Consider the following 25660-nt stretch of genomic DNA (forward strand, 5'->3'; position numbering starts at 1 on the left):
ATGAGCGACCGGCTGCGCCTCACCATCCTCGGCTGCGGCTCGTCACCTGGCACGCCGCGCATCACCGGCGATTGGGGCAATTGCGACCCGGCCAATCCGAAAAACCGGCGTACACGCTCAGCCGCGCTCGTCGAGCGGATAGCAGCCAACGGCGCCAGAACCACGGTCGTCATCGACACCGGGCCTGATTTCCGTGAGCAGATGCTGATGGCGGCGGTCCGGCGCATCGACGCCGTCGTCTATACGCATCCGCACGCCGACCACATCCACGGCATCGACGATCTGCGCGGCTACGTGCTGGAGCAGCGCCATTTGATCGATGTCCATGCCGACCAGCCGACCATGCTCAGGCTGCGCGAAGCGTTCGGCTATTGCTTCGAGACGCCGCTTGGCAGTTCCTATCCGCCGATCGCCAGGCCGCACATCATCGATCACGCAAGGGCGGTGACGATCGAAGGCGAGGGCGGTGCCCTCACCCTCGAGCCGCTGCCGCAGATCCATGGCGACATCATTTCGCTCGGCTTCCGCATCGGCGGGCTGGCCTACTGCCCCGATATAAGCGACTTCCCGGATGCCACCGCCGAGCGGCTGAGCGGCCTGGAAATGCTGGTCATCGATGCCTTGCAGTACCATACCCATCCCAGTCATCTGTCTCTCGGTCAGGCGCTTGGCTGGATTGAAAAACTGGCGCCGAAACAGGCCGTGCTGACGCATATGCATGTGCCGCTCGACTATGCCACGGTGAAGGCCGAGGTGCCGGCCAACGTCACTCCGGCCTATGACGGCATGGTGATCGAAATTCCTTTATGAGACAGCATGATACGAGCAGATCTTTATAAGGACGTTCGGTTCTTCGGCGCGAAGATCAGCAGCGTTCCAATCCGCTCATAGCCCATGCGGAGATAAAGCAGCGCTCCGGCACGCGTCGCCAACAGCATCGAGCACCGCGACCCATGCGCTTTGTCGTCATGCAGCATTTTGGCCATCAGCGCCTGGCCGATGCCTCGACGCCGGTGCGAAGGCTCGACAAACATTGCCGAGCACCATGTGGCGCCGACGGCGTCTATGCTGCGCAGACGCCCGACGATGGCGTCGCCATCGAGCGCCACATACCGGCGAAACGGCGTATCGTCGCCGAGTTGATCGTCTGGAAGTGGCCGCCTGCGTATCACCTTTCCCAGTTGTGCAGCGCGTTCAGCCGTCCTCACGCGTTCGATAGAGACGATTGCTGGCGGGTCTGGAATTTGGCGCAGCGACTGGATGAAAAAGCCTTCCGTCCGCAGCAGCCGGTAGCCGAGCGCCTTGTAGGCCGTTCGCGTCGGTTCGTCCGGGCCGTCATTCGCGATCACGACCGAAACGGCAAAGCCCGGCCGCGCATGCTGCCGCACGATGGCATCGGCTTCCTCGGCGGCGACGTCATGGACGATCCATTCTTCGCCACGGTAGTCGCGTGCATTCTTGCGCTCGGCATCGCGCATCAGCCACAAGGGTCCGACGCGGCTGGCTTCGTATGGAAAGGTGCGGCTCTTGTCGGTGCTGAAGCCGTGCACGAACACTTCGATCGCCGCTTCGATGTCACGCTTTCTTGTCGTCATCGACACAGCGTAGCGTTGGCCATCGGCTCAAGGCAACACGCGTCGATCATGCCAAGCCCTATGAAAGTCCGCGTCCTTTCCCAGCTGCAGCCTGATGCATAAGTTCCATAATCTATCTTATGCGACTTTCATATGTGGCTGCTGCTTCCATTAGCGGCGTGCCAATATACGCCCTGCTGACTGAGATGCAGGCCGGCGGCTCACTGGGCGGTCACCATCCCATGGTTGCGATACAACACATGATTTGCCGACAACGTCCCAACGGGTACCCTCAGGGGCATCCATCTGCCAGCGATCTGGCCTGCTGACGCGCGGTTCGTATAGCTTCCCCGAATGGATTCGTTCCCCGAGGTCATCACTCACAACTACGATCCCCGTCGAGACCGTGCAGAAATATTTGCGAGCTGTCCGAAGAGCAGGCAGAACGGGTTCTTGACGAGATCAGAGCGTCTGGGCTGCGCGCTATCAAAGCAAACTACTTGGAGAGGCGACGATTAACGGAGGAATGGCTCATTCGAGAACGGCGCCGACTGCTTGGGCCCACGAAGCTAAAGCGTCCGGTCTATTTCTTTCTTGGCGACTTTGCCGACGGCAAAGACCCGTCACGGCCAAGCTCACTCGTTATGCGACTGCGAGAGTTCCCACTGGAGACGCTCACTTTCACCTATCCGGACAGCATGGCAAGTCTTCCGATCGCGACGCGTGACGATCTTCGCCCCCAACGAAAGCGATACCACGGGCAAGTGTTTACTCTTGGTGAGATCGAAGCCGTCGTGGCCGAATTTGGGATGCCCGGTGAGCGCTGGAAGACCGATCCAACGATGAAGTATGACAAGTTCATCGAGGTGCAGGTATGGGATGATCGCCTCATTAACGAGCGGCTGCTTCAGGTCGATTCCCCCCTCTCCCCTTATCGATTGGGATGGCGCCTTTCGCAAAGGCCTCGACTTCCTGCTCGACGGGCTGGCACCAGGATAACGAACAGGAGCGTCATCCCGAGAAGCTTTCCAGGAGGCCGCTGAAGGCTGCTGCGATTGCAACAAGATGGAAGACGCCAAGGGCCAGCCATCTGGAGCCGCCGGCGCCCGCAACAAATGCCCCATAGGCGGGAAACTGCAGCGCAGCCAATCCGATAGAAAGGCCGGTGATCGTTGTGTTGGTCAACAGCGTTGCCAGCATGGGGACCGGATAGAGAAGTCGCGCCAGCCCATAGTCGCCATGCCCGGCTCCGGCCGAATAGAGCGCCAGGAAAAAGGCGACGGGCGTGATGCCGAGGCCGACAAGGAACCCTGCCCGCGAGGAGAATTTTGGCGACGTCATCTGGCCATGGCCATGGCAGCGGACGGGTCGCGGTCGTCAGGCGCGAGCTTGGACGAAGTGACAAGCAGCTTCTCCTGATCCGCCCGCGACTTCGGCTCGATCGCGATTTGCAGCAGAGGCCAGGGCGCGGCAGACTTTTCCATCATGACGCCATGGTTGCAGATCGATCCGATGACCGCAACGGAGGGGTCTACGCCCGGCCGGCCGCCCTGCCCGTCCCTTTCGCTTCCTGACTGTGGACGCGCGCCAGGAAATCGCGCACCAGCGGAAGTGCCTCATCGAAATGCGTTTCGAGCAACCAGTGGCCGGCGCCATCGATCAGATGAAGCTCCGCTTCCCGCAAATCGCGCTGGTAGGCATGCGCCGATTGTGCCGGCATGTAACCATCCTCGGGGCCCCAGACAATGAGCGTTTGCGGTTGGTGCTCGCGCAGATAGCTCTGATAGCGCGGGAACCAGCCGAGGTTCGCCTCCAGCTTCTCCATCAGGCCGACCGCGACCCGCCGGCGGATCGGCGTGTCCATCAAAGGCCAGTGGAGTTTCCAAAGATCGGGAGGCACGCGCTCGGCTACAGCGTCATCCACCTCTCCGACAAACTCGTGCCGGAAGCCCTCCTCGCTTACCGCCTCTTCCAACGGCCGATGCTTTTCGGGCGTCTTCTCATTCCAATAGGCTTTTATGGCGGCGTATTTCGGCCCGAGAACGTCCTCGTAGATGTCACCGTTCTGGATAATGAGTGCGGCGATGCGCTCGGGATGTGCGATGGCGTGGCGCAGTCCGATCTGAGAGCCATAATCGTGCAGCCAGAGCGCATAGCGCGACGTGCCGAGCGCATCGGCGAAAGCTGTCAGAAACCCGGCATAGGCATCGAAATCATAGCCAAAGTCCGACATTTCGGGCGTGCCGCTGTAGCCAAAGCCGGGAAAGTCCGGCGCGAATGTATGCCAGCGATCGGCAAGTGCCGGCATCAACCTTCGGAATTGATAGGACGAGCACGGATAGCCGTGCGGCAGGAGAAGGACGGGAGCATCAGGCGGGCCGTCTTCGCGATAGAAGATGCTGTTTCCGTCAATGTCGATCCGGCGATGTTGCAATTCTACCTCCTTGCTCAAAGCTTGCCTGCCACTTTGTTTACGGTGCTCCGGCAAGAAGGTTCCTTTGAAGTCAGGGCGTGACGGCTTCCGGCTGTCCATTCCCCGACAGGATCTGCAGCGTTCCGCGCGTGGCGTTGCGGAACGCATCGTCGAAACTGACGCCACGTACCTGCCAGCGATACTCCTTATCCTTGAAGCTGAGCCGCCAGTCGCCGACCCAGCCCAGCGCTTCCTGGCGCCATACCAAAGTGCCGGCAAGCAGGGCATCGCCATCCAGCGTGTTGGCCACGTCGGCGAGCGCGACGTCGGACGGCCGAGGCAACTCCAGCGGCAAACCGGTCCGGTGCGCCGCGTCCGCCAGCGCAACGCGCATATCCGCCGCAAGCTCGCCGCCGCCATCGCGCACCAGCGTGAAGCCGTCGCCTTTCATCGGCCTTACATCCAGCAGTGCGACGATTTTTGGCCGCGGCACCGCCCACGGTTTGCGCCCGAGCGACGCCAGCAAGGCATCGATCTTGTCCGGGTCGAAATCGGCGGTGATGTAATGCGGCCGGTCGTGGGTGCCCTGCTCGTCATGCGGTGGGCGGTTGTTGAGCAGGTCGCGGTAGCCGACACCAGTGACATAGTCGGCCGCGTGCCGGCTCATGTCCGCAACACGCGGGTCGCCGATCAGCCGCGGGTCGCCGGAAACCTTGACCAGCACCTCTTCAAGGCACGGCGCCAGGCCCCACGCCCGGTTCTCCTCGCCAGTGCCGCTGGTCACCGATTGCGCGCGGTAGAGGCTGGCGGCGCGGTCGATGTCGGCGGCAGCGACCGGAAAGACAATCAGCACAGCCAGCGCCGCTGCCACAAAGCCCAATTTCAAGCATCCAGGCACCCGCCGACCCTCCCGAAACGGTCCGGAACATCCGTTGGAGCCATACTCCTGATCATCAGGGAATTTCAAGGTGCCGCCCATCAAGGCGTATCGCCGACGATGCGCCGGTGTACGCCGTCCAGGCTCTCGGTGAGCGCCTCGAACACGTTTCGCGCCGTGAGTTCGCGAAGAACCTGTTCGTTGATGCCGCCGCGCGTCGCATAGTCCTGCGCCAGATGCATGAAGTCGGCATCCGGCGACATATCAGGAGCGCTTCCCAAGGCTTTGAAAAGCGATGCGATGTAATCGCGCCCCTTTCCTTCCTCGACGCCATTCTTCTTGAGCCAGCTGTTGATCGTATCGAGATATCTGAAGTAGCTGGCATAGGTCGCGGTGACCACGCTCAGCGCATTGAATTCGGCTGGGTTCTCGACCTCGATCACTTTCCCCAGACTGCCGAACAAGGCAGCGACAGTGGCATCCGGCGGGCAGATGATCGTTGCCCCCAGCCGGTGGGCAATCATCGGCATGGGCAGCGCTTTCGTCACCTGGTGCGCGGGTGCGGTCAAGCCGGCAATCTCCTCGCGCGGCAGCGTGGCGATCAAGCTGATGAGGTGATGCTCGCGCCGAAACCGCAAACCCGGCAGGACGTCATGCGCAATTTGCGGCCGGACAGCCAGCATGACTAGGTCGCATTGATCGAGAACCGCCTGATTGTCATCAGCGATACACACATCCGGATAACGGGCTGCCAGCTCTGCGGCGATCTCTTCATTGCGCGGCGACAGCAGCACGGAGACGGAGTTATCCGCGACGGATTTGAGCCCGCTGACAATGGCCGCTGTAAGGGCACCCGTGCCGATGAAGCCAAGTTTCATCGCGCCTGTCTCTGGTTCATCGGTCACAGCGGCGCATGCTCGAGCCGTACCTGATAGCTCAGCACGCGCTTTTCACCGGGCGCGATCAGCATCACGCCCGGCTTGTCCGCGAACTCGCCATCGAAATCCACGGGGCTGGCAAGCCCGTGCCAGGGTTCGATACACAGGAACGGAGCGCCGCCCGGCTTCGACCAGATGCCCAATTCCTTGAAACCCTGCCACGACATCTCGATCGCCGCACCGTTCGCGGCGGCATAGCGCACGCTGGTGCTGGCCGGCCGGTCGAGGATCACGGCGTCTGCCTCGAACAGCTGTTCGGAAAGCGCCAGCGTTTTGCCTTCGATGGGCGTCGGCCGCGGTGCAGCCAGCACCAGGCCATCCTTCAGCCGGCGGATCGGCGCCGGCTCGTCCTGGGCAAAGGTCAGGTGGTAGTCGGTCTTGGCGAGCCCCGGCTGCAATGGCCAATTGAAAGCCGGATGTGCACCGATGGAGGCTGGCAGCGTCTCGTCGCCGGTGTTGGCAATCTCGAAGCTCACACCAAGTTCGCGACGCTCGAGCGTATAGGTGATGGCAAGGCGAAAGGCGAACGGATAGCGCGTGCGTGTATCGGCATCGTCGGTCAACACCAGCGTGCAGGATCGGGGGCTCGCGTCAGCCCACACAAATGGCTTGTCGCGCGCAAATCCGTGCTGCGTCAGGGGATAGACCTGGCCCCCATGGCGGAGCTGGTCGCCCTTCAGCCGGCCGACGATCGGAAACAGCACCGGCGAATGCCGCCGCCATTCCGGCCCGGCCTGCCACAAAAACTCCAGACCCTCGGCATTGCGCAAGGAGACGAGCTCGGCCCCCTGCCCGACAATGGTTGCCGAGATGCCGTCGCCGTGAAGCGTCACTTGTTCCATGCGTTCTCGCGGAAAGCTGCGTGCGAGCGGCAGGTTAGCAAAAGCCCGCATGGGCTCAAGGGCGCAGCGACATCGCGCTGATAGCGGAGCGATGTCTCCACGGCAAAACGACAGTGGCCGGAGATTCTCCTCCGGCCACTGCGAGATCGAGATTGTTGCCTTGCTACGGTTCGACTATTCGCGCTCGCCGGTGAAATTCAGCAACAGCTGGAAGATGTTGACGAAGTTCAGGTACAGCGACAGCGCGCCGAAAACGGCGAGCTTCTGCTGCGATTCCGCGTCGAAATTCTCCGCATACTGTTCCTTGATCGTCTGCGTGTCCCAGGCGGTCAGGCCGACAAAGACGGCAATGCCGATCACCGAGATGGCGAACTGCAGCGCGGTCGAGCCAAGGAAGATGTTGACGACGCTGGCGATCACCACACCGATCAGGCCCATGATCAGGAAGGACGAGAACTGGGTCAGGTCGCGCTTGGTCGTGTAGCCGTAGAGGCTGGTGGCGCCGAACATGGTGGCGGTGATGAAGAAGGTGCGCGCGATGCTGGTGCCTGTGAAGACCAGGAACACCGAAGCCAGCGACAGCCCCATCACCGCACAGAAGGCCCAGAACATCGCCTGGGCGCTCGCCGCCGACATCGTCTGCATCTTGAACGAGAACAGCAGCACGAAGGCGAGCGGCGCCAGCATCACCACCCATTTCAGCGGGCTGGAAAAGATCGGCACGTAGAGGGCCGGCGTCGAAGCGACCACCATGGCGACGATGCCGGTGACGACGAGGCCGATGCCCATGTAGTTATAGACACGCAGCATGTGGCTGCGCAGGCCCTCGTCATAGACGGCGCCGGCGCGCGCGCCAGTGCCCATGCGGTATCCGAGGTCAGGGGTATTCATTGCGGGTTCTCCTTATGTGGTCTCAGTAAAGTGTCCTGATCAGTAAAGTGTGTTGGCAAGCGTCTCGGCGGCGCGGTCGAGGTCGTGGACATCGCTGCGCGCGACGACCGCGTACGCGACCTCGCCGATCTGGAAATAGGCAGAGGAGATGTCGCCGGAGGGCGCGATGGCAGGCTTGACCACGTCGAAGGTTCCGGGCCGGATCGCAAACAGCGAGACCAGCCCCATATCCTTCGTCTCCAGCGCCACCTCGACGCTCGGCCCGAAGCGCGACGGATAGATCTGCACGTCGCGGACCTTCCAGTCCTTGGGCAGCAATGGCATGACGATTGCGGTGGCGGCGCGGATTTCGTCGCCATTCAGCTGCGAGGGCATCGCCTCGCGCATGAGCGTCGTCTTGTGCGCCCGGATCGCTTCTTCGACATAGGCGGGCGGCGGCGGCGAAGCCACAACCTTGGTCACCAGCAGCGGCCCGAAGAGGCCGTTCGCCAGCCAGCCGGCAGCGACAAAGATGGCGACCGCCGCCGCCCGCTGCAGCACGGCGAAGACGCGGCGACTGGCCAGCCCCCTGCCCAGCCGGCGCGCGACTTCAGTCGTCGCGGGCCGCGCCATTCCTGTGGATGCGGCCAGCGCCAGACGCAGCTCGTCGCGCGTCCTCAAATCGGACATCACCCGGGCCGCTGCCTCCGGACGAGCCGACAGGAACGCCTCGACCTCAATGCGGCGCGCGACATCCAGCTGGTCGTCGACATAAGAATCGAGATCGGTATTGGTCACCGGGTCCCGCAACAGGTCGGTCATGACGGGTCTCCCACGATCCTCAGATGGCTTTTGGCCGGCGAAGGTGCAGCGTTTTCCATCTCGCGCAGTGCTGCGCGCGCCCTGCCGATGCGCGACATCAGCGTGCCCAGCGGCACCCCGCTGGCGTCGGCGGCCTGCTGGTAGGAAAGGCCCTCGATGGCGACCAGATGCAGCGCCGAACGCTGCTCCTCCGGCAGACTGAAAAAGGCCTCGCGCACCTGCGCCAGTCGCACGGAATGTTCCTGCGGCGCCGGCGTGCTGGCATCGGTGAGATAGCCGGCCTGCTCGACACGCGCTGCTTCCGACCGGCGCGAGCGCATCTTGTCGATAAAAGCGTTGTGGACGATCGACAGCAACCATGCCCGCAGATTGCCGCCCGAGCGGAATGTGTCGCGCCGCTCGTAGGCGCGCACCAGCGCATCGTGCACCAGATCCTCGGCGTCAGTGCCGTCGCGCGTCAGCGAACGTGCGTAGCGCCTGAGCGAACCCAGCTGTCCGACAATATCGAAGCGTGGCATCGACCGTTTCATGCCCCGTTTACGAAACAGGCGGGGATCTTAATCCATCGCCACCAAAACTTTTTTGCGTCGCCACAATAGGCATCATGCAATCAGAAGTTCGCTGCGCACTTACCCATCTCCCGTGCGGCAGATGTTTGCTTTATGGATGAAGTCTAGCCTTATCCGTCTGTCCTAGGAGCAAAAGATGGCCAATGGTAGTCGTGTAACGGGTTTTGCAGCGTTGCCGATCGTCGGCAGGGTGTTCATCATCTTTGGCATTGTCGGACTGATCGCTTCCGGCGTGCTGGCCATCGTCGAGATGTACGGCCCTCGTACCGCTTCGGCGACAGGCAGGATTGTCGCCGCCGAATACAATCCCCGCATCGAGTTCTCGACCGCCGACGGCACCGTCATCCGCTTCAACAATGCCGTCCACAGCTCGTTCTGGGGTGATGGCGACAGCGTCCCTGTCGCTTACGACCCAACCAATCCGCAAAATGCCTCCGTCGACAGCTTCGCCGGACGCTGGTTCCTTGCCGGGCTGGCCGGCATGCTCGGCGGTTTCTCCCTGCTGACCGGCATCGGTCTCGCCGTGATTGGACGGGTGCTTATCCGGCGGATTGGAATGAACCCGTCGCCATAGCCGCCGACCCCTGCCGTACAGACAAAGCTTGGCGTAACGGTCCAGTACGCTAGCGGACTGGCGCAGATGGAAGCACTGGCGAAACGCGGCCGCTTTGCGTATTACTCCGCCGCCATTGGAGCCGTATTGATGTTCGAGACCCTGCAACCTGCCCCGGCCGACAAGATCATCGCCTTGATCGGCCTCTATCGCGCCGATCCGCGCCCCGGCAAGATCGATCTCGGCGTCGGCGTCTACAAGGACCGCGACGGCAGGACGCCGGTCATGCGCGCCCTGCGCGAGGCCGAGAAGCGGTTGCTGCAGGACCAGGACACCAAGACCTATCTCGGCCTTGCCGGCGACACCGGCTTCAACACGGCGATGGTCAAGCTGGCCTTCGGCCCCGCTGCCGACATGACGCGCATCCGCGCCGCGCAAGCGCCTGGCGGTTCCGGCGCGCTGCGGCTGGTGGCGGAGCTGTTGAAGCGGACCCGCCCCGACGCAACCGTCTGGCTGTCGGACCCGACATGGCCGAACCACCCGCCGGTGATGCGCGGGGCCGGCCTCAAGGTGCGCGATTATCCCTATTTCGATGCCGTTTCCGGCGCGGTGCGCTTCCACGAGATGCTGGCAACGCTTGGCGCAGCCGAGCCCGGCGATATCGTGCTGCTGCATGGCTGCTGCCATAACCCGACCGGCGCCAATCTCGATATCGCGCAATGGGCCAGCGTCACCGATCTTGTCGTCGAGCGCGGGCTGTTGCCCTTTGTCGACATTGCCTATCAGGGCTTTGGCGAAGGCCTGGACGCCGATGCGGCCGGCTTGCGCCTTCTCGCGGGCAAGGTGCCTGAAATGGTCGTTGCCTCGAGCTGCTCGAAGAACTTTGCCGTCTACCGCGACCGCGTCGGCGCGGCGATGATCCTGGCGAAGGATAGCGCGCAAGCCGATGTCGCGATGAGCCAGATGCTGGCGGCGGCGCGCGCCATGTATTCGATGCCGCCGGACCACGGCGCCGCCGCCGTGCGCACGGTGCTGGAAGATGATGGCCTTCGCGCCGACTGGGAGGCGGAGCTGGAGGAGATGCGGCTGCGCATGCTGAGGCTGCGGGTCCAGTTCGCCGACGCGCTGCGCCGGCAGTCCAACTCCGACCGCTTCGACTTCATCGCCAGCCATCGCGGCATGTTTTCCAGGCTTGGCCTGACCGAGGCGCAAGTCGAGCGGCTGCGTGCCGAGTGTGGCGTCTACATGGTCGGCGACAGCCGCATCAACGTCGCCGGCCTGCCCGAGGACGGCATGGATGACCTCGCCAAGGCGGTTGTGTCGGTACTCGGCTGAAGCTCGCTGTGGACAATCTCCCCTCTCCGGCTGACGCCGTTGGCCGCACGACAGGCAGCGGGATAGCATTCGCCGCATGAAACCTTCGCGCGACATTTCCCGGCTGATCGAGATCATGGCGGCGCTCAGGGCGCCGAAGACCGGCTGTCCCTGGGACATCGAGCAGGATTTCTCGACCATCGCGCCCTATACGATCGAGGAAGCCTATGAGGTGGCGGACGCCATTGCGCGCGGCGATCTCGACGATCTGCGCGACGAACTCGGCGATCTCCTGCTGCAGGTCGTCTACCACGCGCAGATGGCTGAGGAAGCCGGCGATTTTGCCTTCGGTGATGTGGTCGAGGCCATCACCACCAAGATGATTCGGCGCCATCCGCATGTCTTCGGCGACGAGAAGGCGCGCAGCGCCGGCATGGCAAAGGGCATGTGGGAAAAGATCAAGGCTGAGGAAAAAGCCGAAAAGCGAAGTGCGCGCCTCGCCCGCGGCCTCGACCCCGAAGACCATGGCAAGGGTTTCCTGGACAGCGTGCCCGTCGCCCTGCCCGCTTTGACGCGGGCGCTAAAGCTGCAGGAAAAGGCAGCGCGTGTCGGTTTCGACTGGAGCGAGGCAGCACCCATCCTCGACAAGATCGAGGAAGAGATCGGCGAGCTGCGCGAGGCACTGGCTAAGGGCGAAACGGCTGAGATCAAGGACGAATTCGGCGACATGCTGTTTGCCGTCGTCAATCTGGGGCGTCACCTCAAGCTCGATTCGGAAGCGGCGCTTAGCGGCACCAACGAAAAGTTCCGCTCGCGCTTCCACTATGTCGAGCGCGCGATCGATGCATCGGGAAGCACGCTCGAAAAAGCCACGCTGGACGAGATGGAAGTGCTCTGGCAGCAGGCCAAGGGCGTGAAATAATCAGGCTTACTGCCTGTTTTTGCGGTGCAATCGGCTTTCGATCTCTTGCCGGGCGGTGTGCGTGGCCTTGAGTGCGATGGTCGCGCTGCCATCCTCATTGTCTACCCGCGAAACGACGTCGCCATTGCGGTATAGCCAGTCGACAAGGCCGAACTGCGGCGGTTCGATCGTCACCGTCAATTCCTCGAGTTCGCCCGACATCCTGGTCTCGATCAGCGCCTTCAGCGCATCGATGCCTTCGCCGGTGACCGCCGAGATGGCGATCGGCGGCGCCTTGTTGGCGTCAGTGCCGTCGGCGAGCAGGCGCTCCCGGTTGCCGTCGTCGAGAAGGTCGACCTTGTTCCACACTTCGATGACGCGCTTGGCATCGCCGGCATCGACGCCGAGATCGGCGAGAATGCGCTCGACGTCCTCGGCTTGCGCTGCGGTATCCGGATCCGAAATATCGCGCAGGTGGATGACCAGATCGGCCTCGACGACCTCTTCCAGCGTGGCGCGGAAGGCGGCGACCAGATGCGTCGGCAGGTCCGAAATGAAGCCGACTGTGTCCGACAGGATGATCGGCGTGCCGTGCGGCAGGCGCACGCGGCGCAGCGTCGGGTCGAGCGTTGCAAACAGCATGTCTTCGGCCAGCACGTCGGCCCCGGTCAGCCGGTTGAACAGCGTCGACTTTCCGGCATTGGTGTAGCCGACAATCGCCACCACCGGGAACGGCACCTTCTTGCGCTTGGCGCGGTGCAGGTCGCGGGTGCGGCGCACCGTTTCCAGCTCATGCTTGAGCTTGATGATTTTTTCCTGCAGCTGCCGCCGGTCCGACTCGATCTGGGTTTCGCCGGGGCCGCCGAGGAAGCCGGCTCCGCCGCGCTGGCGTTCAAGGTGGGTCCAGCTCCGCACGAGGCGGCCCTTCTGGTAGTTGAGATGGGCAAGTTCGACCTGCAGCGTGCCCTCCTTGGTCCGCGCGCGCTCGCCAAAAATCTCCAGTATCAATCCGGTGCGGTCGAGCACCTTGGCATTCATTTCTTTTTCGAGATTGCGCTGCTGCACCGGCGTCAGCGGATGGTCGACGATGACCACCTCCGCGTGACCCTCTTTGACGATCTCGGCGAATTCCGCGACCTTGCCACTGCCGAGCAAGGTTGCCGGGCGTGGATCGTTGACGGTGACCACCGCCGTGTGGATCAGATCCAGGTTGATGGCGCGGGCAAGGCCGACAGCTTCGTCGTGGCGCGCATCCGCCGAACGCGTCAGCCGTGGACGGTTCGTTTCGTCATCGTTGCGCTGATGCCGGGTAAGCACCGGCACAATGACAACCGCCCGGGTCGGACCTGTGGCTTCCGTCCCGGAATTATGTGCTGGTTTCCCGCGGACGCCGCGGTCCGCGTCTTTTTCACGTGCCAATCAGGCGCCCTGGCTTTCCTCGCCATCGAACATCTGAACCGGCTGGCTCGGCATGATCGTGGAAATGGCATGCTTGTAGACGAGCTGGGAGTGGCCGTCACGGCGCAGCAAAACACAAAAATTGTCGAAGGAAGTGACCACGCCGGTCAGCTTGACGCCGTTGATGAGAAAGATGGTGAGTGGATTTTTGCTCTTGCGAACAGAATTCAGGAACAGGTCCTGAAGGTTTTGCGATCGTTCCGCCATTGTTCTTGTCTTTCGCCGATCCCCTTCGGTTTGCAGGCTAATGCGCCAAATTAGCGGGCACATGTCAAGCTTGCAAACACCCCCTTGCCGTCAGTAACGACAAGCAGAACGAGATATATTGATGTGCAGTCCGTCTGTGCGGTTATCAGGCTGGACTTTTTTCCGCAACGTCAAAAAAGGCTTGCCGCAATGAAAGTGTTATCGAACCGGGGTGCCCATTGGCGACCGCGGCACCGTCGATTGCCACGACCGGCATGGCGATTGTCGTTGCCGAACTGATGAAAGCTTCTCGCGCCGCCTTGGCTTCAGTGACTGAAAACCCGCGCTCCTCGATCGTCAACCCGAGCTTTGCCGCCACTTCGAACATGGTCGTGCGGGTGATGCCGCGAAGGATGCCATGCTCCGCCGGCCGGGTGACCAGAACGCCGTCCCTTGTAACGATCCAGGCGTTGGACGAGCCGCCCTCCTTGACGTTGCCATCGGTGTCGACGAACCAGGCTTCCTGGGCGCCGGCCTCCTTGGCCTTCTGCTTGGCCAGCACGTTGGGCAGCAGGCCGGTGCTCTTGATGTCGACCCGGTCCCAACGGTTTTCCGGCACGGTGATGACCTTGATGCCCGCCTCGGCTCGCTTGGCGGCCGCCACCGGGTCGGCCTTTCTGGCCGTAATCACCAGCGATGACGGTGTATCGGCCGGGAAAACGAAGTCGCGGCTGGCAACACCGCGCGTAACCTGGACATAGACCAGGCCGTTGACGACGTGGTTGCGCCCGACGATTTCGCGCAGAAGAAGCGGCAGCACGCCCTTGGTGACCGGCCAGTTGATCGACAATTCGCTAAGCGAGCGGTTCAGCCGGGCAAGATGGCGCGGCATGTCGACGACAAAGCCCTGCGCCACCTCGCAGACCTCGTAGACGCCGTCGGCGAACTGATAGCCGCGATCCTCGATATGCACGGCAGCGTCGGCATGGGCGACATAGCGCCCGTTCACATAGGCAATGCGCGGCATGGGTTATCCCTCAGAACAGTCTCGCTATTTCTAGGCGATTCCGCCGCTGCCGTAACCGGCAATTGCACGGGCCACGGCCCGCTGGACCAACAACAATGGGGATCAGACCCCCAGCGACTTCAGTTTCCGGTGCAGCGCCGAGCGCTCCATGCCAATGAATTCCGCCGTCTTCGAGATGTTGCCGCCGAAACGGTTGATCTGGGCGATCAGATAGTCCTTCTCGAACTGTTCGCGCGCCTCGCGCAGCGGCAGCGCCATGATGTGCTGGTCGGACTGGTTCGGCGTGCGCGGCATGACATCGCCGATCTCCGACGGCAACAGGTCGGCGGTGATCGGCGCATCGATATCGTCGCCACGCGCCAGGATCATCAGCCGTTCGACATTGTTGCGCAGCTGGCGGACATTGCCCGGCCAGTTGTGCGCCTGCAGCACGGCAAGCGCATCGTCGCCGATGCGGCGCGGCTTGATACCGGCCTGGCGCGCGATCTGCTTCATGAAATTGTCGACGAGATAGGGAATGTCCTCGCGTCGCTCGGCCAGTCCCGGCACCATGACCGGAACCACCGCCAGGCGGTGATAGAGGTCTTCGCGAAAACGGCCGTCGGCGATCATCGCCTCCAGGTTCTGCGAGGTCGAGGAGATGATGCGGACGTCGACCTTGACCCGCTTGGTGCCGCCGACCCGCTCGAACTGCTGTTCGACCAGCACGCGCAAAATCTTGTTCTGCGTCTCGCGCGGCATGTCGGCCACTTCGTCGATGTAGAGAATGCCGCGGTGCGCCTCTTCAAGCGCGCCGACCTTGCGCTCGGTGCCGTTCGATTCGGTGCCGAACAGCTCGATCTCCATGCGCTCGGGCGTGATGTTGGCCGCGCTCAGCGTCACGAACGGCGCGCCCTTGCGCGTCGACAGCGTGTGGATGGCGCGCGCGGCGAGCTCCTTGCCCGAACCGGACGGACCGATGATCATGACGCGGCTGTTGGTCGGCGCAACGCGCTCGATGGTCTGGCGCAGCTGGCTCATCGCCGACGACATGCCGATCAAGTCGAAAGTTTCGCCGCTGCGCTGCTTGAGGTCGGACACCTCGCGCCGTAATTTCGAGGTTTCGAGCGCCCGCTCGGCGATCAGGATCAGCCTGTCGGCCTTGAACGGCTTCTCGATGAAATCATAGGCGCCGCGGCGGATGGCCGACACCGCTGTCTCGATATTGCCGTGGCCGGAGATCATCACCACCGGCAGGCTCGGATGCATCGTCTTGATCTCGTCGAGCAGCGCCAGCCCGTCGAGGCGCGAGCCCTGCAACCAGATGTCGAGGAAAATCAGCCGCGGCGCCCGGTCGGCGATTGCCGCGAGCGCGCTGTCGGCATCGAATGCCGTGCGGGTTTCATGCCCTTCGTCGCTCAATATGCCCGCGACGAGTTCACGGATGTCTTCCTCGTCATCGACGATGAGAATATCAGACGCCATTACCGACCTTTTCAGTTTCTCGTTCGTGTTCCGTTTCGCCTTGACCGCGTGGCGGCGCGGTTGCGGCAGCTGGCGGCAGGATGATCGAGATCATCGCGCCGCGTCCACCGTGGAAATCCGCGGGCGCATCGTGCAATTCGAGCCGCCCGCCATGGTCCTCCACGATCTTCTTGACGATGGCGAGACCGAGCCCGGTGCCCTTCTCGCGCGTCGTCATGTAGGGCTCGAGCAGCCTTTGGCGGTTCTCGCGCGGCAAGCCTTTGCCATTGTCGATGACGTCGATTCTGATCGCGCCATTCTGCCGGGCAGCTTGAATCCGGATTATGCCGTGCGAACCGTCCTTTTGTTCCAGCCCGTCAATCGCCTCGGCCGCGTTCTTGATGACGTTGCCGAAAGCCTGCGCCATCAATCGGCTATCGAACGTGCCCTTGAGCGGTTCGTTGCCGAACACGCGTTCGAAAGCAATGTCGGCGCGGCTGACTTCGACCAGGAACGACGCCTCGCGCAGCGATTCACGCAGATCGATGGCTTTCATCTCGGGCTTGGGCATGCGGGCGAAAGCCGAGAACTCGTCGACCATGCGGCCGATATCCTCGACCTGCCGGATGATCGTGTCGGTGCACTGGTCGAAAATCTCGCGGTCCTCGGTGATGACCTTGCCGAAGCGTCGCTTGATGCGCTCGGCCGAGAGCTGGATCGGCGTCAGCGGGTTCTTGATTTCATGTGCGATACGCCGCGCCACATCCGCCCAGGCAGACGAGCGCTGTGCCTGGACCAGATCGGTGATGTCGTCGACCGTCACGACGTAGGATTTCTCCTCCTCGCCATCGTCGCCGGCCTCGATGGTGATCTGCACGTTGAAGGTACGCTCGGCGCCGGTGCGATAGAAGGTGACCTGCTCGCGATAGACCGGCTTGCCGGATTTGCGGCCGATCTCGAAGACACGGCCGACATGCGGTAGCACGGCGGACAGGTTCTGCCCCAGCGCCGCCGTGGCCGACATGGCCAGCATCGTTTCGGCCGATTTGTTGACGATGGAGACGATGCCGTAGGGATCGACGCCGATGACGCCGGCGGTGACGCCGGCCAGCACCGCTTCCGAGAAACGACGCCGTTCGTCGATCAAATCCTTGGCCGACAGGATCTCGTTGCGCTGCGATTTAAGCTCCAGCAGCATCTTGTTGAACGTATCGCCAAGCGAGGCGACATCGCCGTCGGAAGGCCGTACCGGCACGGCGACATCGAGATTGCCGGTCGCAACCTCGTCAGCCGCGCCGATGAGCTGACGGATGGGCCGCACCAGACGGTCGGCCACCGCTATGCCGGTCCAGATGGCCGACAGGATGATGATCAGCGTCAGTGACAGATAGGGCAGCGCGAACGCCACCTGCGACGTCCGCCTGTTGTCTTCCAGGCCGCGATATTCGGCGGTGTTGGACTGGACGATCGCCCTCGCCTTGATCACTTCGGGGTCGACCAGGCGATTGGTGTAGAGGTAGAGTCCTTCGATCTCCCGCAGCTTGATGATGGCGCCCATGATGTTGCGCGTCTTCGGCTCGATCAGCACCGGCTTGCCGTCGGCCGCACTTGCCACCGCGCCCTCAGGCGGTGCCGGCATGGCGAAGTCCGCATCGGTCTGGGCACTCACGACAAAGGAGCCGTCTTCCCTGACCAGCGCCGCATGCACCAGGCTTCTGCCGACGGCTTCCTTGTTCATCAGGTCGAGAAAGCCGGTTCGATCGAGGCCGTAAAGCGTGCGCGACGCATCGAGATCGTAGGCCATCGACAGCGTCGTGCCCTGAAGATTGCGAGCGTTTTCCTGCACATAGGCGTCGGCGATCGACAGCGACGAGTTGACGATCGCCTTGGTGCGGATCTCGAACCAGCGGTCGAGGCCGATATCGAGCGTGATCGAGGCGATGATGGCCACCATGATGGCTGGGATGGCCGCGACCAGCGCAAACATCGTCACGATGCGCACATGCAGCCGCGACGCCGCCTTGCCGTGCCGGCGCGCCATGGTGATGCGATGCACCTCGCGGCCGACGAGGGCAATCAGCGCCAGCACAAATAAGGCATTGGCCGCAATCAGCGTCAGCGTTGTGTTTGCGTCTGGCGTGATCGGCGTGGCGCCGACAAGAATCGCAAACGAGATTGCCGCCGTAACCAGCGCGCCGGCAATTGCCACAACGCCAGGCAACGCAAGCAGCCGCCGTCCATCCCTCTGGCCGGATCTGCTGAAAAGCGGTTCGTTTGATGTCAGAGCTTGCGAAGCCATGTCGCCGTCTAAGAGCCAGTGATTGCGTTGGATGTATGCAACGCATTGTGGCGATTATGCAACAAGTGTGGCCGTGACGGAAATCTTTCGGCCGCCGATCCCCTGAAAAGGGGATGACCTCGCGTCACTTCGGGCAGCAGGCGCTCATGGTCTCGACGATTTGTAGACGTTGACGCCCAGCTCGCGAATCTTCTTGCGCAACGTGTTGCGATTCAAGCCGAGCAATTCGGCCGCCTTGATCTGGTTGCCGCGCGTTGCCGTCATGGAAGCGAGCACCAGCGGATATTCGACCTCCGACAAGATGCGTTGATAGAGACCTGCCGGCGGCAAATCACCGGCGAAAGAGGCGAAATAGCGCTGCAGGAAGTGCTCCACCGCCTGGCCGATGGACAGATCGTCCGGGATCAAATTGCCGCCGCCGGGAACGACCGGCCTTTCGCCTGTCTTCAGTTCGGCTTCGATGATTTCGGCTGATATTTCGTCCTGCGAATAGAGCGCCGCAAGCCGGCGCACCAGGTTTTCCAGCTCGCGCACGTTTCCCGGCCACGGATAGCGCTTCATCAATTCGATGCCGCCGGTCGAAATGCGCTTGGTCTGCAAGCCTTCGCTGGCGCCGATCTTGAAGAAATGCCGCACCAGATCGGGAATGTCTTCCGACCTCTCACGCAAACCCGGCAGCCGAAGCGGCACGACGTTCAGGCGATAGAACAGATCCTCGCGGAAAAGCCCCTGGTTGATCAGCGTGCGCAGATCCTTGTTGGTGGCGGCGACGATGCGCACATCGGTCTTGATCGGCGTGCGCCCGCCGACAGTGGTGTATTCGCCCTGCTGCAGCACGCGCAGCAGCCGCGTCTGCGCCTCCATCGGCATGTCGCCGATCTCGTCGAGGAACAGCGTGCCGCCCTCGGCCTGCTCGAAGCGGCCTGTCGAGCGGTTCTGTGCGCCGGTGAAGGCACCCTTCTCATGACCGAACAGTTCCGATTCGATGAGGTCGCGCGGGATTGCCGCCATGTTGATGGCGACGAACGGACCGCCTCGGCGGCGGCCATATTCGTGCAGCGCGCGCGCCACCAATTCCTTGCCGGTGCCGGACTCGCCCGAGATCATCACCGTCAGGTCGGTCTGCATCATGCGCGCCAGCATGCGGTAGATGTCCTGCATGGCGGCCGAGCGGCCGACCAGCGGCATCGCGTCAGGCTGTTCTTCCGGTCGCGTATCGATCTTCGGTCGGCGCGGCTCTGACAGCGCCCGGTTGACGATGTTGAGCAGCTCGGTCAGGTCGAACGGCTTCGGCAGATACTCGTAAGCACCTGTTTCGGAAGCACGAATCGCCGTCATGAAAGTGTTTTGCGCGCTCATCACGATGACCGGCAGCTCCGGCCGGGCCTTCTTGATGCGGGGCAGCATGTCGAAGGCGTTCTCGTCCGGCATGACAACGTCGGTGATCACCAGATCGCCCTCGCCCGCCGCCACCCAGCGCCACAGCGTCGAGGCGTTGGAGGTCACGCGCACCTCATGGCCGACGCGCGACAGCGCCTGATTGAGCACGGTGCGGATGGCCGCATCGTCGTCGGCGACGAGAATATTGCCGCGAACCGTCATTTGCGGTCTCCTTCGCCTTCATCATCGGCAGTGTCGATGGGTGTTTCTTTCCAGGCCGGCATCAGGATTCGGAAGGTGGTGCCGCGCGGCGTCGAATCGCATTCGATGATGCCGCCATGCTCGCCGACGATTTTCGCCACCAGCGCCAGGCCGAGCCCCGACCCGTTCGGCTTGGTGGTGATGAACGGATCGAACAGGATCGGCAGAATGTCTTCCGAAACGCCCGAACCATTGTCGCGCACGCAGAATTCAAGCGGCAGCGACACGCGGTCCTGGGTTCCGGGAACGGAAACGCGGATGCCCGGCCTGAACGCGGTCGACAGCACGATCTCCCCCTGTGGGTCGCCGCCGATGGCCTCGGCGGCGTTCTTGACCAGGTTGAGGAACACCTGGATCAGTTGGTCGCGGTTGGCGAAAACCGGAGGCAATGATGGATCATAGTCCTCCAATATCCTGATTCTCTTGGCAAAACCGTTCTTCGCGATTGCCTTCACATGGTCCAGCACGACATGGATGTTGACGGGATAGCGGTCAATCGGCCGCTCGTCGGAAAACACTTCCATGCGGTCGACCAGGGAGACGATACGATCGGTCTCGTCAGTGATGAGGCGGGTCAGCGCGCGATCCTCGTCGGACGCCGAGAGTTCGAGCAGCTGTGCGGCGCCACGAATGCCGGACAGCGGGTTCTTGATCTCATGCGCCAGCATGGCGGCTAGGCCGGTGACCGAACGCGCGGCACCCCTGTGTGTCATCTGGCGGTCGATCTTGTCGGCCATCGAGCGTTCCTGGAACATCACCACGATTGAGCCTGGGAATTCCGGCACCGGCGCGACATAAAGATCGACGACCTTCTCGATTCCGAGACGCGGCGATGACACGTCGACACGGTATTCGTTGACCGGCGCACGGCGCTCGCGCACCTGGTCGACCAGCTGCAACAGCGGGCTGCCGAACGGGATCAGCTTGGAGAGTGTGTTGCGGGCAAGCATGTTGGCACTTGAGCGGAAGAAGTCTTCCGCATCGGCATTGGCGTAGGTGATGAACCCGTCCGGATCGACCATGATGACGGGACGGCGGATGGTGTTCAGCACTATACTGGCGGCATCCGCCATGTCGGAGCTCGGTGTGACGGTGGCGTTCATGCGGCGCTCCGCAAGGGCGTGGCTTCGCCGGAAAACACCTCATGCAGCAAGGCAATGACGCGGGGGGGTTCGAAAGAGGTGAGGATGGCTTTCCGCCGCCCATCGGAAACGCCAGCAGCGTGGCGGTCGAGATACCAGCCGAGATGCTTGCGCGCCTGGCGCAAGCCGCTTTCGACGCCGTAAAGCGTCAGCATGTCCTCGTAGTGGGAAACGATGTAGTCGGCCATGGCTTGCGGGCTTTCCGGCACGCCGGAGAGCGCGTCGCCCGCAGCCGTCGCCGCAATGCGGCCCGCCGTCCATGGCGCGCCATAATGGGCACGACCGATCATCACCGCGTCGGCGCCCGACTGTTCAAGGATTTCGGCGGCCTCCGCGGGCGAGCCCACATCGCCGTTGGCGACCACCGGGATCGAGACGGCGTCCTTGATGCGGGCGATGGCGCCCCAATCGGCCTTGCCTTGATAAAACTGGCAGCGCGTGCGCCCATGCACGGTCACCATTTTAACACCGGCCTCTTCGGCGCGGCGCGCCAAAACGGGTGCATTGAGCGCATTGTCGTCCCAGCCGAGCCGCATCTTGACCGTGACCGGCACCTGGACCGCGCCGATCACCGCTTCGATCAGCGACAGCGCGTGGTCGAGATCGCGCATCAGCGCCGAGCCGGCATAGCCGCCGGTCACCTTCTTGGCCGGGCAGCCCATATTGATGTCGATGATGTCGGCGCCCTCGCCGGCAGCGATGCGCGCGCCCTCGGCCATGTGCTCGGCCTCGCGGCCGGCAAGCTGGACCATATGGACGGGCAGCCCGGAATGACGGATGCGCAGGTCGCAGCCGGCCCTGCCCTTGGCAAGCTCGCCGCTCGCCACCATTTCCGACACGACCAGGCCCGCGCCATGCGCGTAGGCGCGCTGCCGGAACGGCTCGTCCGTTATTCCCGACATGGGCGCGAGGAAGACGCGGTTGCGGATCGTCACGCCGCCAATGTCGAGCGGCGAAGCCAATTTTGTCACTTCAGGCATGCACAAAAACCAAGCATATCGGATTGCTGCACATTCTCTAGCCATAAGAAAGGCATTGTGCAACGCGCAATGACGTCACATTGCGGCGCATTTGGGAAAATGCTGGCCTTCGCAATAAGCCGCGACTAAGCCTCTCGGCATGACAGACGCAAGCGAAAAACCGGCCGAGGCGACGACCGACAAGGTCGGCTTGGTCATCGTTGCAGCCGGCCGCGGCGCGCGTGCCGGAAAGGCCGACGGGCCGAAGCAATATCAGCGCATCGGTGGCCGTGCCGTGATCGCGCGCACGCTGGAGACTTTCCTGGCGCATCCCGAAATTGGCCCCGTCGTCGTCGCCATCCATGCCGATGACCGAGCGCTTTTCGACAAGGCAGCCGGCGCGTATGCCGAGCGGGTTACCGCCGTGGTCGGTGGCGAGTCGCGCCAGGCCTCGGTCCGGCTCGGCCTGCTGGCGCTGAGGGAACGTACGCCCGGCCGTGTCCTTGTCCATGACGCGGTGCGGCCGTTTGTCGACACGGCCCTGATCGACCGTATCATCGCCGCCATTGGCGAGCGCCAGGGCGCGCTGCCCGCTTTGCCCGTCGCCGATACGCTGAAGCGCGAGTCGGGCACCGGCATGATCGAGGAGACGGTGCCAAGGGCCGGCCTTCATGCCGCGCAGACGCCGCAGGGCTTTCCGTTCTGGCCGTTGCTCGCCGCGCATGAAAAGGCCCATCATCTCGGCAAGGCGGATTTCACCGACGATGCCGCGATCGCCGAATGGGCGCATATTCCGGTGAAAATCGTCGAGGGATCGCCGGACAATGTCAAATTGACCTGGGCAAGGGATATCGCGATGGCGGATCAACGGCTTACTGGCGAGCGTTTTCCAGACATTCGCACCGGCAATGGCTATGACGTGCACGCCTTCGAGGCTGGCGACCATGTCACTTTGTGCGGCGTCGCCATCCCGCACGGCAAGAAGCTTTCGGGCCATTCGGATGCCGATGTCGGCCTGCACGCGCTGACCGATGCGCTGCTCGCCACTTGCGGCGCCGGCGACATCGGCACGCATTTCCCGCCTTCCGATCCGCAATGGAGGGGCGCGGCGTCGAAGATCTTCGTCGAGCATGCGGCCAGGTTGGTGCGCGAACGCGGCGGCCGCATCGCCAATGCCGACATCACGCTGATCTGCGAGGCGCCGCGCGTCGGCCCGCATCGCGAGGCCATGACCAACGCGTTGTCGGCGATACTGGGCATTTCCAGCGATCGCATCTCCATCAAGGCGACGACCAACGAAAAACTCGGCTTTGTCGGCCGCGAGGAAGGCATCGCCGCCATCGCCACAGCCAGTGTCGTCTTCCCCGGGGAGGTTCCCGCATGAACAACAGCGATCTTGCCAACGCCCTGCTCCAGGTCTGCCAGCAGCGCGGCATCATGCTGGCGACGGCCGAGAGCTGCACCGGCGGCATGATCATCTCGGCACTGACCGACATTGCCGGCTCGTCCGCTGTCGTCGATCGCGGCCTCATCACCTATTCCGATGAAGCAAAGATGGAGATGCTCGGCGTCTCGCCCGCCACACTCGAGGCGCATGGCGCCGTCGCGCGCGAAACGGTTCTGGAGATGGCGGCGGGCGCTCTGGCGCGCTCGCGCGCCGGGCTGGCGCTTGCCGTCACCGGCATTGCCGGCCCAGGCGGCGGTTCGCCGGAAAAACCGGTCGGCCTCGTCTGGTTCGGAGTTGCCCTAAGACGTGGGCCGGTGGCTGCCGAGCTCAATATGTTTGCCAACAATGGCCGCGACTTCATCCGCCGTGAGACGGTCAAGCATGCGCTGGAGATCGGCCTGCGCGCGCTCGGCGACACTCATGAGATGGGCGTCGTTCCGTAGATGACGTCCGCACGTTTTTCGAAGGCTTCGGAAAACATGCGGAAGGCGCGATCGAACATGGTGCCCATCAACACGCCGAGGATACGGCTCTTGAACTCGTAGTCGATGAAGAAGCGGACGTTGCAGCCGCCGCCGTCGGCCGGCTCGAAGCGCCAGATATTGCTTAGATATTTAAACGGCCCATCGATGTATTTGACGTCGATGGTGTTCTCGTCCGGCTTCAACAGCACTTGCGTCGTAAAGGTCTCGCGGATCGCCTTGTAGCCGATGCTCATATCGGCGAGGAGAATGGTGCGGCGATCACGCTCCTTGCGAGAGCGCACCGTCAGCGCCTCGCACAGCGGCAGAAATTGCGGATACGTCTCGATATCGGCGACCAGCGCAAACATCTGCTCCGGCGTGTGGGCAACGCGGCGTGTGGCTTCGAATTTCGGCATTGAAGCAGGATTTAACTGGCTTTTTTGAGCTGCGCCTCACGCGCCGCCCGCAGCCTGGCGAAATCGTCACCGGCATGATGCGAGGAGCGCGTCAGCGGGCTCGACGCCACCAGCAGGAAACCCTTGGTCTTGCCGATCGTCGCGAAGGAGCTGAATTCCTCCGGCGTGACGAAGCGGATCACCGGGTGGTGCTTCTTCGACGGCTGCAGATACTGGCCAATGGTCATGAAGTCGACATTGGCCGAGCGCAGGTCGTCCATCAGCTGCAGGATCTCGTTGCGCTCTTCGCCGAGGCCGACCATGATGCCGGACTTGGTGAAGATCGACGGGTCGAGCTCCTTGACCCGCTGCAACAGCCGGATCGAGTGGAAATAGCGAGCACCCGGCCGCACCGTCAGGTAGTTCGACGGCACGGTTTCGAGATTGTGGTTGAAGACATCGGGCTTGGCCGCCACGACGATCTCCAGCGCGCCTTCCTTGCGCAGGAAATCGGGCGTCAGGATTTCGATCGTGGTCAGAGGTGTCGCTGCCCGGATCGCCCGGATAACCTCGGCGAAATGCTGCGCGCCGCCATCGGCGAGATCGTCGCGGTCGACCGAGGTGATGACGACATGGGTCAGCCCCATCTGCTTTACGGCATGCGCGACACGCGCCGGCTCATCGGCATCGAGCGCGGTGGGAATGCCGGTGGCGACATTGCAGAAGGCACAAGCGCGCGTGCAGATCTCGCCCATGATCATGAAGGTGGCGTGCTTCTTTTCCCAGCACTCGCCGATATTGGGGCAGCCGGCCTCTTCGCACACCGTGACCAGCTTGTGCGACTTCACGATCTCGCGGGTTTCGGCATAGCCCTTCGACATCGGCGCCTTGACGCGGATCCAGTCGGGTTTGCGCAGCACGTCCTGATCAGGCTTGTGTGCCTTCTCGGGGTGCCGCAGGCGCGGCGCGTTGGCGATCGTGTCGAGGACGGTGACCATCTCAAACCTGACTTGTTGGCGTCTGCCCGTCGGCATTCGCCCTTCTGACGTCATCTAGGACTTTTCGGTGCAAAGAAAAAGGCCGCGGCGGCGCATGCCGCCATAGCCTTTTTCGCATAGCGGGGATCCAGAGCAATTCCAGGAAAAGTGTGACACGGTTTTCCGTCCGGAATTGCGTCAGAAGAACGAGATAAAACGGCGAGCCGTTTTATCGGCGAATGAGCCGCCCGGCAAAGATCAGCAGGCAGGCGCCGATGAAGCCGGTGATCAGGTAGGCGAGCCAGCCGACACCGAAGGGTTCGATGTTGAGCGCCCTGAGAATTGCGTTCAGCACCACCGCGCCGACAATGCCCATAATGATGTTCATCAAGACGCCGGTATTGCTCTTCATGACCATCTCGGCCAGCCACCCGGCCAAACCGCCGATGATGATGGCCGCAATCCAGCCCACGCCATTCACGTCCATATGCCAACTCCTCCAGTGTCAGGTGAAAATGCATCCGGAAACGAACTGTCTTGCCGTAAGGT

Annotated in this window: 26 protein-coding genes; 6 read left to right on the forward strand and 20 right to left on the reverse strand. The window is 62.8% G+C overall.

Going from position 1 to position 25660, the window contains the following annotated elements:
- Complete coding sequence (locus AC3EMP_RS21895) at positions 1-810, forward strand: MBL fold metallo-hydrolase (RefSeq protein ID WP_352712941.1); 810 nt, start codon at positions 1-3, stop codon at positions 808-810.
- A gap of 23 nt (positions 811-833) precedes the next feature.
- Here the strand turns inward: AC3EMP_RS21895 and AC3EMP_RS21900 are convergent, their stop codons facing one another.
- The 9 genes from AC3EMP_RS21900 to AC3EMP_RS21940 all read right to left on the reverse strand — a co-directional run bounded on the left by AC3EMP_RS21900 (position 834) and on the right by AC3EMP_RS21940 (position 8866).
- The gene (locus tag AC3EMP_RS21900; protein WP_352712939.1) at positions 834-1595 is read right to left on the reverse strand and encodes a GNAT family N-acetyltransferase; all 762 of its coding nucleotides are present in this window, start codon (positions 1593-1595) and stop codon (positions 834-836) included.
- Between the two features lie 990 nt (positions 1596-2585).
- Positions 2586-2915, reverse strand: coding sequence for a hypothetical protein (locus AC3EMP_RS21905; RefSeq protein WP_023696110.1), 330 nt, complete (start codon positions 2913-2915; stop codon positions 2586-2588).
- 190 nt (positions 2916-3105) lie between these two features.
- On the reverse strand, positions 3106-4008 hold the full coding sequence (locus AC3EMP_RS21910) for an alpha/beta fold hydrolase (RefSeq protein WP_050485921.1): 903 nt from the start codon (positions 4006-4008) through the stop codon (positions 3106-3108).
- A gap of 70 nt (positions 4009-4078) precedes the next feature.
- The gene (locus AC3EMP_RS21915) at positions 4079-4858 is read right to left on the reverse strand and encodes a DUF2066 domain-containing protein (RefSeq protein ID WP_352597278.1); all 780 of its coding nucleotides are present in this window, start codon (positions 4856-4858) and stop codon (positions 4079-4081) included.
- 107 nt (positions 4859-4965) lie between these two features.
- Positions 4966-5742, reverse strand: a complete 777-nt coding sequence (locus AC3EMP_RS21920) for a pyrroline-5-carboxylate reductase (protein WP_023734024.1) — start codon at positions 5740-5742, stop codon at positions 4966-4968.
- 23 nt (positions 5743-5765) lie between these two features.
- Complete coding sequence (locus tag AC3EMP_RS21925; RefSeq protein ID WP_023825573.1) at positions 5766-6644, reverse strand: aldose 1-epimerase family protein; 879 nt, start codon at positions 6642-6644, stop codon at positions 5766-5768.
- A gap of 174 nt (positions 6645-6818) precedes the next feature.
- On the reverse strand, positions 6819-7535 hold the full coding sequence (locus tag AC3EMP_RS21930) for a Bax inhibitor-1/YccA family protein (RefSeq protein WP_023824945.1): 717 nt from the start codon (positions 7533-7535) through the stop codon (positions 6819-6821).
- Positions 7536-7574: 39 nt separating this feature from the next.
- Positions 7575-8336 carry an anti-sigma factor family protein gene (locus AC3EMP_RS21935; protein WP_352842717.1) on the reverse strand — a complete coding sequence of 254 codons (762 nt, stop codon included), beginning with the start codon at positions 8334-8336 and terminating at the stop codon, positions 7575-7577.
- Entirely contained in the window at positions 8333-8866 is a 534-nt protein-coding gene (locus AC3EMP_RS21940) for a sigma-70 family RNA polymerase sigma factor (RefSeq protein ID WP_023688465.1), read from the reverse strand. Before AC3EMP_RS21940 ends, AC3EMP_RS21935 begins: the two co-directional genes overlap by 4 nt.
- Positions 8867-9041: 175 nt before the next feature.
- Between AC3EMP_RS21940 and AC3EMP_RS21945 the strand changes: the two genes are divergently transcribed.
- The 3 genes from AC3EMP_RS21945 to mazG all read left to right on the forward strand — a co-directional run bounded on the left by AC3EMP_RS21945 (position 9042) and on the right by mazG (position 11694).
- On the forward strand, positions 9042-9479 hold the full coding sequence (locus AC3EMP_RS21945; protein WP_023706554.1) for a DUF3592 domain-containing protein: 438 nt from the start codon (positions 9042-9044) through the stop codon (positions 9477-9479).
- Positions 9480-9608: 129 nt separating this feature from the next.
- On the forward strand, positions 9609-10793 hold the full coding sequence (locus tag AC3EMP_RS21950; RefSeq protein WP_023668933.1) for an amino acid aminotransferase: 1185 nt from the start codon (positions 9609-9611) through the stop codon (positions 10791-10793).
- Positions 10794-10869: 76 nt separating this feature from the next.
- On the forward strand, positions 10870-11694 hold the full coding sequence (gene mazG, locus AC3EMP_RS21955) for a nucleoside triphosphate pyrophosphohydrolase (protein WP_023688462.1): 825 nt from the start codon (positions 10870-10872) through the stop codon (positions 11692-11694).
- Positions 11695-11700: 6 nt separating this feature from the next.
- Here mazG and hflX read toward each other — a convergent pair whose 3' ends face one another.
- From hflX to dusB, 8 genes are all read right to left on the reverse strand, one after another.
- A complete protein-coding gene (gene hflX / locus AC3EMP_RS21960) occupies positions 11701-13092 on the reverse strand; it encodes a GTPase HflX (protein WP_023668931.1) in 1392 nt (463 codons plus the stop codon).
- A complete protein-coding gene (gene hfq, locus AC3EMP_RS21965; RefSeq protein WP_006202172.1) occupies positions 13093-13338 on the reverse strand; it encodes an RNA chaperone Hfq in 246 nt (81 codons plus the stop codon). It abuts the gene before it with no gap.
- Between the two features lie 145 nt (positions 13339-13483).
- Positions 13484-14344, reverse strand: coding sequence for a D-amino-acid transaminase (locus tag AC3EMP_RS21970; RefSeq protein WP_352712934.1), 861 nt, complete (start codon positions 14342-14344; stop codon positions 13484-13486).
- A gap of 102 nt (positions 14345-14446) precedes the next feature.
- Positions 14447-15808, reverse strand: a complete 1362-nt coding sequence (gene ntrX / locus AC3EMP_RS21975; protein WP_023668929.1) for a nitrogen assimilation response regulator NtrX — start codon at positions 15806-15808, stop codon at positions 14447-14449.
- Positions 15798-18086 carry a sensor histidine kinase NtrY-like gene (locus AC3EMP_RS21980; RefSeq protein ID WP_023821336.1) on the reverse strand — a complete coding sequence of 763 codons (2289 nt, stop codon included), beginning with the start codon at positions 18084-18086 and terminating at the stop codon, positions 15798-15800. The genes ntrX and AC3EMP_RS21980 overlap by 11 nt, the downstream gene beginning before the upstream one ends.
- Positions 18087-18230: 144 nt before the next feature.
- Entirely contained in the window at positions 18231-19688 is a 1458-nt protein-coding gene (ntrC, locus tag AC3EMP_RS21985; protein ID WP_023701735.1) for a nitrogen regulation protein NR(I), read from the reverse strand.
- Entirely contained in the window at positions 19685-20830 is a 1146-nt protein-coding gene (locus tag AC3EMP_RS21990; RefSeq protein WP_023706549.1) for a two-component system sensor histidine kinase NtrB, read from the reverse strand. Before AC3EMP_RS21990 ends, ntrC begins: the two co-directional genes overlap by 4 nt.
- Positions 20827-21849 carry a tRNA dihydrouridine synthase DusB gene (dusB, locus tag AC3EMP_RS21995; protein WP_352712931.1) on the reverse strand — a complete coding sequence of 341 codons (1023 nt, stop codon included), beginning with the start codon at positions 21847-21849 and terminating at the stop codon, positions 20827-20829. The genes AC3EMP_RS21990 and dusB overlap by 4 nt, the downstream gene beginning before the upstream one ends.
- 139 nt (positions 21850-21988) lie before the next feature.
- Between dusB and AC3EMP_RS22000 the strand changes: the two genes are divergently transcribed.
- Positions 21989-23212 (forward strand): bifunctional 2-C-methyl-D-erythritol 4-phosphate cytidylyltransferase/2-C-methyl-D-erythritol 2,4-cyclodiphosphate synthase, encoded by a 1224-nt coding sequence (locus tag AC3EMP_RS22000; RefSeq protein ID WP_023752290.1) that lies wholly within the window; start codon positions 21989-21991, stop codon positions 23210-23212.
- Positions 23209-23718, forward strand: coding sequence for a CinA family protein (locus AC3EMP_RS22005; RefSeq protein WP_023752291.1), 510 nt, complete (start codon positions 23209-23211; stop codon positions 23716-23718). The genes AC3EMP_RS22000 and AC3EMP_RS22005 overlap by 4 nt, the downstream gene beginning before the upstream one ends.
- Here the strand turns inward: AC3EMP_RS22005 and AC3EMP_RS22010 are convergent.
- The 3 genes from AC3EMP_RS22010 to AC3EMP_RS22020 form a co-directional block, all read right to left on the reverse strand.
- Complete coding sequence (locus AC3EMP_RS22010; RefSeq protein WP_023668922.1) at positions 23694-24155, reverse strand: type II toxin-antitoxin system RatA family toxin; 462 nt, start codon at positions 24153-24155, stop codon at positions 23694-23696. The genes AC3EMP_RS22005 and AC3EMP_RS22010 overlap by 25 nt on opposite strands.
- Before the next feature lie 11 nt (positions 24156-24166).
- Positions 24167-25132 carry a lipoyl synthase gene (gene lipA, locus AC3EMP_RS22015; RefSeq protein ID WP_023668921.1) on the reverse strand — a complete coding sequence of 322 codons (966 nt, stop codon included), beginning with the start codon at positions 25130-25132 and terminating at the stop codon, positions 24167-24169.
- Between the two features lie 208 nt (positions 25133-25340).
- Positions 25341-25598 (reverse strand): GlsB/YeaQ/YmgE family stress response membrane protein, encoded by a 258-nt coding sequence (locus tag AC3EMP_RS22020; RefSeq protein WP_023668920.1) that lies wholly within the window; start codon positions 25596-25598, stop codon positions 25341-25343.
- Positions 25599-25660 lie beyond the last annotated feature (62 nt).

This window comes from Mesorhizobium sp. P160219, from assembly GCF_057786095.1.